The organism is Spirulina subsalsa FACHB-351 (assembly GCF_026130165.1).
Classification (GTDB): Bacteria; Cyanobacteriota; Cyanobacteriia; order Cyanobacteriales; family Spirulinaceae; genus Spirulina_A; species Spirulina_A subsalsa_A.
Genome location: NZ_JAIHOM010000141.1, coordinates 1 through 11,665, shown reverse-complemented (window position 1 = coordinate 11,665; position 11,665 = coordinate 1). Strand labels below are relative to the sequence as shown.

The 11,665-nt window shown below is 44.1% G+C and carries 13 protein-coding genes and 1 pseudogene; 1 reads left to right on the top strand and 13 read right to left on the bottom strand.

Translation table 11 applies throughout. From position 1 onward, the window contains the following. Positions 1–59: 59 nt before the first annotated feature. From K4A83_RS19730 to K4A83_RS19690, 9 genes are all read right to left on the bottom strand, one after another. Complete coding sequence (locus K4A83_RS19730; RefSeq protein WP_265266395.1) at positions 60–206, bottom strand: hypothetical protein; 147 nt, start codon at positions 204–206, stop codon at positions 60–62. Positions 207–387: 181 nt separating this feature from the next. Then, positions 388–1,050, bottom strand: a complete 663-nt coding sequence (locus K4A83_RS19725; protein WP_265266394.1) for a Na(+)/H(+) antiporter subunit B — start codon at positions 1,048–1,050, stop codon at positions 388–390. A 30-nt stretch (positions 1,051–1,080) separates the two neighbouring features. Next, on the bottom strand, positions 1,081–1,653 hold the full coding sequence (locus tag K4A83_RS19720) for a DUF4040 domain-containing protein (RefSeq protein ID WP_265266393.1): 573 nt from the start codon (positions 1,651–1,653) through the stop codon (positions 1,081–1,083). 69 nt (positions 1,654–1,722) lie between these two features. Next, positions 1,723–1,992, bottom strand: coding sequence for a monovalent cation/H(+) antiporter subunit G (locus K4A83_RS19715; RefSeq protein ID WP_265266392.1), 270 nt, complete (start codon positions 1,990–1,992; stop codon positions 1,723–1,725). A 76-nt stretch (positions 1,993–2,068) separates the two neighbouring features. Next, positions 2,069–2,320 carry a hypothetical protein gene (locus K4A83_RS19710; RefSeq protein ID WP_265266391.1) on the bottom strand — a complete coding sequence of 84 codons (252 nt, stop codon included), beginning with the start codon at positions 2,318–2,320 and terminating at the stop codon, positions 2,069–2,071. Further along, the gene (locus K4A83_RS19705; protein WP_265266390.1) at positions 2,317–2,706 is read right to left on the bottom strand and encodes a Na+/H+ antiporter subunit E; all 390 of its coding nucleotides are present in this window, start codon (positions 2,704–2,706) and stop codon (positions 2,317–2,319) included. Before K4A83_RS19705 ends, K4A83_RS19710 begins: the two co-directional genes overlap by 4 nt. After that, positions 2,703–4,130, bottom strand: coding sequence for a cation:proton antiporter (locus K4A83_RS19700; RefSeq protein ID WP_265266389.1), 1,428 nt, complete (start codon positions 4,128–4,130; stop codon positions 2,703–2,705). The genes K4A83_RS19705 and K4A83_RS19700 overlap by 4 nt, the downstream gene beginning before the upstream one ends. Then, positions 4,127–4,474 carry an NADH-quinone oxidoreductase subunit K gene (locus tag K4A83_RS19695; protein WP_265266388.1) on the bottom strand — a complete coding sequence of 116 codons (348 nt, stop codon included), beginning with the start codon at positions 4,472–4,474 and terminating at the stop codon, positions 4,127–4,129. The genes K4A83_RS19700 and K4A83_RS19695 overlap by 4 nt, the downstream gene beginning before the upstream one ends. A gap of 247 nt (positions 4,475–4,721) precedes the next feature. Next, positions 4,722–6,152: a cation:proton antiporter gene (locus K4A83_RS19690; RefSeq protein ID WP_265266387.1), complete on the bottom strand. Its 1,431-nt coding sequence runs from the start codon at positions 6,150–6,152 to the stop codon at positions 4,722–4,724. A gap of 436 nt (positions 6,153–6,588) precedes the next feature. Between K4A83_RS19690 and K4A83_RS19685 the strand changes: the two genes are divergently transcribed. Next, positions 6,589–6,963, top strand: a complete 375-nt coding sequence (locus K4A83_RS19685) for a group I truncated hemoglobin (protein ID WP_407810199.1) — start codon at positions 6,589–6,591, stop codon at positions 6,961–6,963. A gap of 269 nt (positions 6,964–7,232) precedes the next feature. On the opposite strand, the gene K4A83_RS19680 is transcribed toward K4A83_RS19685, so the two are convergent. The 4 genes and pseudogenes from K4A83_RS19680 to K4A83_RS19665 all read right to left on the bottom strand — a co-directional run bounded on the left by K4A83_RS19680 (position 7,233) and on the right by K4A83_RS19665 (position 11,367). Next, positions 7,233–7,451 (bottom strand): hypothetical protein, encoded by a 219-nt coding sequence (locus K4A83_RS19680; protein ID WP_265266385.1) that lies wholly within the window; start codon positions 7,449–7,451, stop codon positions 7,233–7,235. 148 nt (positions 7,452–7,599) lie between these two features. Beyond that, positions 7,600–8,943, bottom strand: coding sequence for a TldD/PmbA family protein (locus K4A83_RS19675; protein WP_265266384.1), 1,344 nt, complete (start codon positions 8,941–8,943; stop codon positions 7,600–7,602). A 206-nt stretch (positions 8,944–9,149) separates the two neighbouring features. Next, positions 9,150–10,622 carry a TldD/PmbA family protein gene (locus K4A83_RS19670; protein ID WP_265266383.1) on the bottom strand — a complete coding sequence of 491 codons (1,473 nt, stop codon included), beginning with the start codon at positions 10,620–10,622 and terminating at the stop codon, positions 9,150–9,152. Positions 10,623–10,809: 187 nt separating this feature from the next. Further along, a pseudogene (locus tag K4A83_RS19665) lies at positions 10,810–11,367 on the bottom strand (manganese efflux pump MntP). Positions 11,368–11,665: the final 298 nt, after the last annotated feature.

Here is an 11,665-nt window from a genome sequence, read left to right as displayed (position 1 = left end):
ACTAGATGTATACTAACATATACAGCACAAATTGTCATGCTAAGAGTGATCCCTGAGCCTTAGCTAAAGAGTCGTGCTTCGCTGTTTCTATACTGGTCGGGTTTCATCCCGTCGGTAAAACCGAGGGCGAGGGTCTTCACCCGACATTGCAGATAATCCAATATCCAATACTCTAAAACCCCCTGCACCGAATAGAGTTTGAGCAATGAGGCGATCGCGTCACAAACAACTCCCCCTCAATAATCTCGTAGCGGTTGCCATTCTCTGGAAACCCCTCTAAATCCCGGATTGTCCAACAGACTTGTCTTGATGCCGCTTGGGTCATTTTTACCAGTCCTCCGCTTGAGCTTTACCGAAAATCCCCTAAAATCCCTTGATTGGTTTAACCTATAACAACCCCCGATAGCGGATAAACAGCAACACCGCCGCCCAAGACCCTAAAGCTACCTTAATCGCCACTAAAATATTCAAAATCGGCATAATCCCCCCACTCACTAAACCCCCTAACTCCCCATGAGGGAATTCTATCCCTACCAACGTCATCACCGCCGCCACAATAAAGATTAGAACGGAGATTTTCTCCACAATTGCCGCCCGCCAGCGTTGGTAAATGCCCTCCATCCACTCGGAAGAGGAAGTAATCGCAATCAAACCAATGGCGGTTCCCCCAGCCACCCCGGCCGCAAAACCGCCCCCCGGACTCAAATGGCCTCGGATGGCTAATTCAATACTCACTAGCGCCGCAATTGTTGCCCCTAAACGTGCCAAGACAATGGAGGGTTGATCTCTCAATTGGTGAACCACAGTTAACGGAGCTTCGTTGGCCAACAGGAAACGCACCCCCATAATCGCCAAGGTAAACACTACTACCTCAAAAATCGTGTCGTAGAGGCGATTCCTAAAAATAATCCCCGATACGGCATTAGTCACTCCGCTATCTTGCACCACCAACTCCACAATGGAAGCGTCGAACAACCCCGCTTCAGGATTAGAGATCACTATGATCTTAAGGTAAAGAGCTAGCCCGGCTGCTAAATAAATCCATTTCATAGTTTTGTGTTTGATAAAAATTAGTTTTAATTAAGGATTAAGGCTTAATTCCGCTTGCTGAGTGAGCTTTTTTGCCACAACATCTTCCCAGCGACTGACTGGGAATGTCGTGTCCGCTTGAAAAATCTCGTATAGGCGTTCAATACGGGTAATGATTTGATACTCTTTAATCTCCGAGGGCAAACAAGTTCCATGAACTTCATGGTCTTGCAAGGCTTGTTCTAATGCTTCCTCATTGACATAACAAACTAACTCTAAACGGACATGATATTTTTTGAGGGCTGTCCGTAACTCTGAGAGCAATTGCCCAAATCCTTCGGGCATTTCTTCCTCTGAGAGGGTTTCCCCTTCTGTCACCACTCCTAAACGCATCACCAAAGAGGAACGTACAGCCACCGCATAGAGAGTAATCGACAACATTGTACCCACCAAGGCCTCAGTTAGTGCCACGTCGGCCGCCCCTAACACGGCATAAACTAAGGCAGCAACGGCCCCTAAAATCCCGCGAATGACTAAAGCATGATAGGGATTGACCTGTAAGACTAACATCAAGGCTGACAAAGGCAGTAGGGAAACGATGACTAAAATATCGGTGTTGTTCATGGAGGGCTGAGAATAGGGAATCGGGAACAGTAGATTAGGGATTCGGATGGTTGGGTTGAGTGAGAGACGTTACTCACGACTACTGGAACAATAGGCTAAAACATAACCCAGAATGGTGTTCCAAATCGCCAAGGAAATGAGGGCTAAGATTAAAAGGGGCCACTCGTTGGGGATTTTGAGTAATAATCCCACAACAATGCTCATAGAGCCTAATGTGTCTGCTACGGAGAGACTATGGAGTTTGAACAGTACGGAGCGATCGCCCACTAAGGGAACAGTCCCCCAAAACCAAAACACAATACCCAGTCCGAAGCAAAAATAACTGATGATATCTACCATAAAACTATACTTTTATAACCTTTCTGATTTATTTTTTCAACAATTAACAGACCCATGTACTTAAATCTGATTTAACTTAAATTTGATTTAAACGTTTGATAATTTGGGCTAATAACATTAATGACGCATTACCCAGACTTAAAATTAGCACGCCAACCACTCCAATCATCCAATCATCTCGCAGCACTGAAACAACGAGAATGAGAATCGATGTTTTTGTAGCAATACTGGCAAACGCTAACATTTTTTGCCAAATATTATCATCCTGCCATGCCTCATACATGGGGATTAATAAAGCCAATAACATCGCTAATAACATTAAGTTCATTTGTCTCTCCTTGGGGTGACACGATGCACCTCATACCAGCCATCTTCATGATATTTCAAAACAATAGTTTTCGGCGTGAATGTAATCACGAAAATATCTAAGAAAATCAAGCCCGGTGTACGTTGGGGTTTGACTCGTTCCATCGTAATTGCTTCTGCACTATGAGGACGCACCATGATTTCCAACGCTTCAAAATAGGCTTGAGGAATGGCGACGACTACCTCCCAAAATGCCCTTAACCAGTCTTTAATCGCCCCCGGAGAAGTGGCTACCCGAGGGAGTAACAATGTTACGGCGACACCAATAATAATATTGGCTAAACTTAAATCCGCCGTCAACAAAAACCAGATCGTGAGCCGTAATAATATATTCAAATAGCCAATCATGCCAACACCATCCAAAACAGGGACACCAACATCAAACTCATCACCCCAATCAAATGATCAAACTGTTCCAACATTCGAGGTAATCTTAAAATAATGGGTTTAATCAAGAAGAAATAAATCGGCCAAGCTAAACCAATGGTGACTAAGGGTTTAATTACATTTTCTGGTGTGTACGCTTCGTAATACACCCCATTGGCCACGACTAATCCACCCAATAATATGGCCATCGCTGACCAAAAACCATATTTAGTGGTTTTCTCACCCCCTTGGGGTAAAAAGATGAATTTAGCAAAGGCAATGGCTGTTCCTAATGCGGCAATATTCATCACAATAACTTGCCAACCTAGGAGACTTTTCATGGTCAAAACTTTTGCCCCAAATCCTGAGAGCAAAGGGAATCCCGAGATGGAAAAACTAGCGGCTACTAGGGCAATCCAGAGGGGAGTATAGATGGGTTTGTATTGTAACTCTTTGAATTGACGACTCGGTAAGTTTCCGGCAATCAGGAAGAGAGACGACTTGACTAAACCGTGGGTTAAAGCATAAAATCCTCCCACTTCTGGGGCGGCTAAAATAAAGCCCAATTGGGAAATGGTACTGAGGGCTAACATCCGCTTGGTATCTTGTTCTAGGATGGCATAGATGACTCCTAGCAGGGCGGAGGCAACCCCGAAAATACGGATAATACTATCTACTTCCTCAAACATTAGGGCGCAGCGTACTAGGGGAAAAATCCCCGCTTTCACGACTACACCGGAAAGGATAGCTGAAACGGGAGTTTCTGATTCAGAATGGGTTAACGGCAACCATAATCCTGATACAAAAACGCCGCCTTTTCCTAATAAGCCTACAATAATTAAAGCAATGGCTTCTGGGGGGGCATTGGTGAATCCAGCAAAGGAGAAAGAGTGATTGGCTTGATAAACCAGAATGGTCCCAATGAGATAGAATAACATGGCTACGTTACTGACAAATAAGTAACGTAGGGCGACCCAGATTGATTTGTTGGTGCGGGGATAGGCAACGAGCAGAAAGGAGGCAATGCCAATGACTTCTAGGGCGACATAAACGCTCATAAAGTCGGCACAAATGAAAATCGCGTTCATGCTGCCATGAAGGATGATCAGTTGGGCATAAAAGAAGGCTTTTTTCCCGGTGTTCCAACAGTAAAAAATAACGGCGGCTGTGACTAGGGCGTTGGTGAGAATAAAAAAGCTACTCAGTTGATCGACTAGCAAGCTAACGCCAAAATTGTCTAACAGTTGTAAGGTTAAGGGGGAGGATTGCCCAAAGTTAATCAGTGCGTAGCTGCCGGAAAAGAGGGCAATGGCTAGGGCTAAATAACGGGAGAGGGGGGGCAATAAGTAGATAACAAACCCGACAAAAAAGGAGAGGGCAATCCAAACGATCGTTAAGATGGTCATGGTGTATAATTTTTCTCGATCGCGTGGGTTTCTAAGGTGGGGTTATCTTGGGCTAATTTCATCACCCCGACTAGCATCAGGGCTTGAATGGAAAAGCCAATCACAATGGCTGTTAAAATAACGGCTTGGGGGACTGGATCGGCGTAGGCTATGGGGTCAACATCACCTGTTAACTGGCTAAGAATGGGGGTAAAAGCACCATCTTTGGAGGCAATGAGTACATAATAGGCAATGACTCCTGTACTCATGACATCCATGGCGATAATTTTCATCATCAGATTTTTCTTGAAGATGATGCCGAAAAATCCAAACAGGACGCTGGCAAGTATTAAGGCTTCTAACACGGGGATTTAAAGTAGGCTAAGGGGCATAGGCTAGATACAATTGTTTATTTTTACCATTTTTGGTGGCAAAAGTGATCTACTCTGAGACAGAAAGATAGGGTCATTTATGCTTAGGCCTTGAGACGGATGGCGATCGCATCAGCACTCACTGGGGCATCTTTAAGTACAAAAACACTAACCGACGAATTGTTTTTTGGTCTTCTCTCCATCCATTGCTCCTTGACTCCATCAATCAAAAGGACTCACTTCATGCCAACACCATCCAAAACAGGGATACCAATATCAAACTCATCACCCCAATCAAATGGTCAAACTGTTCCAACATTCGAGGTAATCTCAAAACAATGGGTTTAATCAAGAAGAAATAAATCAGCCAACCTAAGCCAATAGTCACTAAGGGTTTAATCACATTTTCTAAGGTGTAAGCTTTGTAATACACCCCATTGGCCACGACTAATCCACCCAATAATATGGCCATCGCTGACCAAAAACCATATTTAATGGTTTTCTCACCCCCTTGGGGTAAAAAGATGAATTTAGCAAAGGCAATGGCTGTTCCTAGTGCGGCAATATTCATCACAATAACTTGCCAACCTAGGAGGCTTTTCATGGTCAATACTTTTGCCCCAAATCCTGAGAGCAAAGGGAATCCCGAGATGGAAAAACTAGCGACAACTAGGGCAATCCAGAGGGGTTTATAGATGGGTTTGTTTTGTAACTCTTTGAATTGAAAACTCGGTAGGTTTCCGACGATTAGGAACAGAGCAGATTTGACTAAACCGTGACTGAAAGCATAAAATCCTCCTACTTCTGGGGCAGCTAAAATGAAGCCCAATTGAGAAACGCTACTGAAAGCTAACATTCTCCGGGTATCTTGTTCTAGGATGGTATAGATAACCCCTAGCAGGGCGGAGGCAACCCCGACAATACGGATAATACTATTTATCTCTTCAAACATTAAGGCACAGCGTACTAAGGGGAAAATCCCCACTTTGACCACCACACCGGAAAGGATTGCCGCAACGGACGTTTCTGATTCAGAATAGGTTAAGGGCAATAACCATAATCCCGAGACAAAAACGCCACCCTTTACGAATAGTCCCAAAATGATTAAAGCAATGGCTTCTGGGCGAGCATTGGTGAATCCAGCAAAGGAAAAAGAGTGATTGGTTTGATAAACCAGAATGACCCCAATTAGGTAGAATAACATGGCTACGTTACTGACAAATAAGTAACGCAGGGCGACCCAGATTGATTTGTTGGTGCGGGGATAGGCAATGAGTAGGAAGGAGGAAATGCCAATGACTTCTAGGGCGACATAAGTGCTTATAAAGTCGGCACAAATGAAAATCGCGTTCATGCTGCCATGAAGGATGATCAGTTGGGCATAAAAGAAGGCTTTTTTCCCGGTATTCCAACAGTAAAAAATAACGGCGGCTGTGACTAAAGCGTTGGTGAGAATAAAAAAGCTACTCAGTTGATCGACTAGCAAGCTAACGCCAAAATTGTCTAACAGTTGTAAGGTTAAGGGGGAGGATTGCCCAAAGTTAATCAGTGCGTAGCTGCCGGAAAAGAGGGCAATGGCTAGGGCTAAATAACGGGAGAGGGGGGGGAATAAGTAGATAACAAACCCGACAAAAAAGGAGAGGGCAATCCAAAGGATTGTTAAGATAGTCATGGTGTATAATTTTTCTTGAAGATAATGCTGAAAAATTCAAACAGGATGCTGACAAGTATTAGGGCTTCTAATACGGGAATTTAGAGTGGGCTAGGGGGTATAGGCTGGATACACTTATTCATTTTTACTGTTTTGAGTGGCCAACGTACTCTACTCTGAGACAGAGAGATAGGGTCATTTGCGGTTAGAATTTGAGACGGATGGCGATCGCATTAGCCCCCAGGACAAAGGCTGAGATGTAGTGGTGACGGAGATAGAGGGCGATCGCAAAACCACCCCCCAGATTGCAGGCAGGAGGAGGATCTCAGCCCCTGTGATGGCACAGATACCCCGTCTGATTGAGTTGCCACTTCTTGAGTTAACAAATTTACTCCAGATTTGCTCTCAATTTTCCCGATCCTGTAAGATGGTTAACAGTCAACAAAATCTAAAAATCATGACCAGTTTGTACGAAAAACTCGGCGGAAAAGAAGCGGTTAATTTAGCTGTTGATAAGTTTTATGAAAAAGTATTGACAGATAACCGAGTAAAGCACTTTTTCGTTGATCTGGATATGAATGCCCAACGAAATCATCAAAAAGCCTTTATGACCTATGCTTTTGGTGGGTCTGATCATTTTAAGGGTCGCAGCATGAGAGAAGCCCATCAACAATTAGTAGAAAAAATGGGATTGAGTGATGTTCATTTTGATGCCATTGCTGAGAACTTAGTGGCCACACTGCAAGAACTCAATGTTCCCCCGGAATTAATTGCTGATGTTGTGAAAATTGTCGGTTCGGTTGAGCATCGGAATGATGTCCTAAACCGTTAAAGTATGATACTACAGCTTAAGTGACTTTCTCAGAGACAAGTAGGGCTTTGTCTCTAGATATTTTGGGCTGATCTGGTAATATCAAATCCGCTTAATCAACATATTAAGTCATGGCGAAGGTCACGCAGTGGAGTGAAGCAATCCCTGCTATCTCGCTAGTCTTGGCGATTTCTTCTCTTCAGTCACAATGACAAGTGTTTAACCGGACTTGATATAACTTTAAATTAAATCAGGACGCTCTATCCTACTTTCTAGAGGGATAGAGTCGTTCACTCGGATAAATTTTGATAAAGGCTCTCTAGCCAATTTTCTAATTTTTCCTCGGGACAAATCTCCAATAAAGTATTAAAAGCCTCCCATAATTTCGCTGCACTATCCCCTAAAAAAGGGCTTAATCCCCAGACATCCTGCACCCAATCATCCGGATCTGTTTCCTCAAAAATTAAACGTTCTAAGAGTTGTTTCGCTTCAGCTTTAGAAAGACTCATGTGACTTAAAAATGCTCGACCTAAAAAATTAGAAAAAAGGGAGAAAAAGTGATTAGTTTTCTCCCTTTTCTGGGTTAAAAATTGGAAAATGAAAACGCCCTGCCTGTGGAGGGGGGGGAAATCTCAGCACCTGAAACCGGGTGTCTGCTTAAGATTCCCCGGTAATAGACAATTGGTCTACCCAAATCCGAGGACATACCCCACCGGGCGTTAACTCTAACTCCGATTCCACATAAATAATCGACTTCAACACTTCCCGGAAATCCCCGGCCACGGTTGCCGAATCAATACTAATGCGCTCTCCCTTGTTCACTAACCAGCCATCAAAGGGTAGGGAAAAAGACCCCTGTAACGCATTTGCTCCGGCATGGAGAGCTTGTAAATCATCAATCCAGATTACATTTTCTGCCTCAGCGAGGCTTAACACCTCCTGGGCAGGCTGTCCGGGGAAGACATGATAAAAATGAGGGCTAACGGTGACTTTCGCGCCGATATTGGCGTTTCCGGTGGGTTGGGTGTTGAGGCGTTTGGCGGTGCCAGCACTATGTAAAAAACTGGTCAGGATGCCATCGGTAATAATTGGGGTGCGACGGGTGGGAGTGCCTTCTCCATCAAAGGTTTCCTTGGCGATATTTTGGGGATGTAAGGCATCATCACAAACGGAAAGCAGGGGGGAGGCGATCGCACGGCCTAGAGAATCCGGTGTGGAGAGACTTTGTTGATCGAGAATACTTTGAGCATTAAACAGATTAGAAAACACCGACAACAATTGAAGAAATGCTTCCGCCGAAAACACAACCCGATACTTGCCCGTTTTCACCTTTTGATAGTTTAAATGGCTAATGGTTTTTTCCGCCGCTTCTTTAATACAGCCGTCAACATCCAATTGATTTAAACCGTTACTCAGGCGAAAACTCCCAGCACTACGGGGTTTTTTGCCATTTTCCTCGGTCTTACTATATAAATACATCGACGTAGTATTATGGCGTTCATAACGCACCGCCCCCGCACTGTTGAGATAGAAGTGATCTAAATCCTGTTGAGACAGTCCATTATAGGGAACACTGGTAATCGCTGGATGAGCCGCTATTAATTCTTTTTCCGCTTGAATTAGGGTTTCAATTAACACCGGAACTTCTGCGATCGTTGCCGTTTGTGGCTCAATTTCCACGACAGGATTAGTGGATTCTGGACTAAAATCCGGGATGTTTTCCTTAACCCCAAAATAACTGGCTTCTTGGGCTGTTTTTAACGCCAGTTCAATCCCTTTCGGATCAATATCTGTTGTCGAGGTTACGCCCATCGTTTGTTTCTCATTCCACACTCGCACCACGATACTGGAACGGTTGGAAGCCTTAACCTGTTTGGGTTCACCCTGATCTACTTGGACGCTTGTCGAGTCAGTGGAAGACCCATAAACATCATATTTATGAATGCCTAAACGTTGGGCAATTTCTCGGGTGTAATCGGATAGTTCTTGAACGTTTGCCATGATTAAGTTGAGTGATAGAATCGACCCTCTTGTAGTAAGAGAGTGTGATTTTTTAGGAGCAAATGGGTCTGAATTTTATTCTCCCAATCCGTTAAAATTGAGAGAATTTTACTTAGAACATTGCAGGCTTTTTTGAGATTTGTAAGGGGATTTTTTAACAAGATTCCCTTCTCATTGAACCATTTTTCGAGGACAGTGGAAGCAATTTATCGACCGCCAACGGTGATGGAATCCACTTTTAAATGAGGTTGACCTACGGTGACGTAAATATTGCCACTAATTGAACCACAGAAGCCCGGAGCAAGGCTTAAATCGTTGGAACACATGGAAATTTTATTCATAATTTCCTTGGCTTCTCCAATCAAAATCGCACCTTTGAGGGGTTTCGTAATTTTGCCATTTTCGATTAAATAGGCTTCTTCGACCCCAAAGTTAAATTCTCCCGTTGCGCCAACACTACCACCGCCCATTTTTTTACAGTAAATACCTTTTTCCACGGAGTTAAATAAATCATCAAGGCTATAGTCTCCGGGGGCGATGTAAGTATTGCGCATCCGAGAGGCGGCGGCGTAGGCGAAACTTTGACGGCGACCGCTTCCTGTGCGAGGATGACCTGTACGCAAAGATCCGGCGCGATCGCTCAAAAAGTTTTTCAATACCCCATTCTCAATCAATAACGTGCGCTGGGTAGGCATTCCCTCGTCATCCATATCAATGGTTCCAAAGGCATCATCAGAGCGCCCCTCATCCCAAGCGGTCAGATTTTCGTGGGCGATTTTCTCCCCTTTTTTGTCGATAAAAGGCGTAGTTTTCCGTTCAATTTGGGTCGTTTCTAATAAATGGCCACAAGCTTCATGGAAAATCACCCCCCCAAAATGATTGGCCATAATGACTGGATAATCTCCCGACTCCACATAGTCGGCATAGAGCATTTTTCCGGCCGATTCTCCCAAGTTGGCGGCTGTGGTGCTATAGTCCCAATTGCGAAGGAAATCGGGATCACTGGTATTTCCATCCCGGATACTATTGGAGGTGCGATTCTCTCCATCGGCACAGAGCAAATTGTAGCCCACTGATTGAGTTAAGCGAATATCCCGAGCGAAGGTGCCATCACTGGCTGCTACTAGGACTTCTTGCCAGTCTCGGAAATAAACGGCCCGTCGGGATTGTACATGGGAGGCATTCCGCTTTAATTGGTCATTGGCCGCTAGTAATATATCCCCCATTTCCTGCATGGAACTACATTCACTGAGCCAGCGTTCTTTTTCTTTCGCTGTGCCATAATCCCGTAGGAGTTCTAGATACACTTCGGGAACGTAGGAATTAGGGGCTGGTAATGTTAACCCTAAGATGGCTAGCGCTTTCTCTAAAGCTCCCTTTAGCCCTTGGAATGACAGGTCATTGGTGCTAACGTAACAGTCTCCTATCCCCCGGAAAACCCGCACTCCGGCCCCTGTGGAGAGGCGTGGGGTAATACTGGTAATGGTATCTTCTTCGGCAAGACAACTGATATAGTTGACCCGTTCTAGGAAAAATTCAACAAAATCTGCTCCTGCTGCCCGTCCTAAGCCCAAGAGTGTGGAGAGTGGGGATTCCCAAGTGATGTCAAAGCGTTCTGGAGTAGCAGTATAGTCTAAACTGGGTAATTCTTTGGTCAGTAGTGAAATACTAGATGGCATAGTGCTTATGTTGTGAGGGATGATCAGACCTAAGTCCTTAGTTTGACACTCCACTGCCTAAAGGCGAGTTGTTTATCGGTTACAAGGACAAGAACTCGTTGCATGACGACTGAGCGGCAGCAACATCTTGGTCTTTAGTATATCGATATTTAATGCCATAATGCACCCCGCACTGAGGGCAAGACCTTCACGAGGTTATGATTTCGATTAACATTTTGATCCCAATGCCCAACAAGATCAATCCGCCTAGAATCTCAACTTTACTGCCAAAGAAGTCCCCACAACGATGACCCATTAGGACTCCACAACAACAGAGGGCAAAGGTGGTCATGCCAATAATGGTAATGACGGGGGCGAGGGCGACTTGTAACACGGAGAAACTTACCCCGGCGGCTAAAGCATCAATACTGGTTGCGATCGCCAACCCTAATAATGTGTAATTATCTAGAGGATCAAACCCTTAATTTTCGTCTTCCTGTAGGGCCTCATAAATCATCTTCCCCCCAATCCAAGATAGTAAAATAAAGGCAATCCAATGATCAAAGTTTAATAAAAGTCCCTGAAAATTGCGGGCAATTCCACAGCCAATTAACGGTATTATGGCTTGAAAAACACCAAAAAATAAGGCAATTTTTAAGATTTTGTTTAATTTAATATGGCGAATGACTAAGCCACTGGAAAGGGAAACGGCAAAGGCATCGGCGGATAACCCCAAGGCAATGAGTAGGATTGTAGTGAGGTTCATTTAAGGTTAGTTTACTCAAGATTTAGTCATAGGTTACTGCAAAAATAACACTTTCAAAAAAATAAATCAAATGAATGTTTTAAATTTATTTTTATCTCATTTTTTTTTCATATTTTATTAAAAATCTAGCTATAGCGTTTCCATTTGAGTTTTGTAATCCACAAGGGAATAGGGAATAGGGAATAGGTAATAGGTAATAGGGAATCGGAAATAATTATCAATTATCAATTATCAATTCCCTGCTCCCCTGCTCCCCTGCTCCCCTGCTCCCCTGCTCCCCTGCTCCCCTGCTCCCCCT

Bases quoted from the DNA above. Each gene is read 5' to 3' on its own strand.
- K4A83_RS19725 (WP_265266394.1), bottom strand. From the start codon at position 1,050: ATGAAATGGATTTATTTAGCAGCCGGGCTAGCTCTTTACCTTAAGATC.
- K4A83_RS19720 (WP_265266393.1), bottom strand. From the start codon at position 1,653: ATGAACAACACCGATATTTTAGTCATCGTTTCCCTACTGCCTTTGTCA.
- K4A83_RS19715 (WP_265266392.1), bottom strand. From the start codon at position 1,992: ATGGTAGATATCATCAGTTATTTTTGCTTCGGACTGGGTATTGTGTTT.
- K4A83_RS19710 (WP_265266391.1), bottom strand. From the start codon at position 2,320: ATGAACTTAATGTTATTAGCGATGTTATTGGCTTTATTAATCCCCATG.
- K4A83_RS19705 (WP_265266390.1), bottom strand. From the start codon at position 2,706: ATGATTGGCTATTTGAATATATTATTACGGCTCACGATCTGGTTTTTG.
- K4A83_RS19700 (WP_265266389.1), bottom strand. From the start codon at position 4,130: ATGACCATCTTAACGATCGTTTGGATTGCCCTCTCCTTTTTTGTCGGG.
- K4A83_RS19690 (WP_265266387.1), bottom strand. From the start codon at position 6,152: ATGACTATCTTAACAATCCTTTGGATTGCCCTCTCCTTTTTTGTCGGG.
- K4A83_RS19685 (WP_407810199.1), top strand. From the start codon at position 6,589: ATGACCAGTTTGTACGAAAAACTCGGCGGAAAAGAAGCGGTTAATTTA.
- K4A83_RS19680 (WP_265266385.1), bottom strand. From the start codon at position 7,451: ATGAGTCTTTCTAAAGCTGAAGCGAAACAACTCTTAGAACGTTTAATT.
- K4A83_RS19675 (WP_265266384.1), bottom strand. From the start codon at position 8,943: ATGGCAAACGTTCAAGAACTATCCGATTACACCCGAGAAATTGCCCAA.
- K4A83_RS19670 (WP_265266383.1), bottom strand. From the start codon at position 10,622: ATGCCATCTAGTATTTCACTACTGACCAAAGAATTACCCAGTTTAGAC.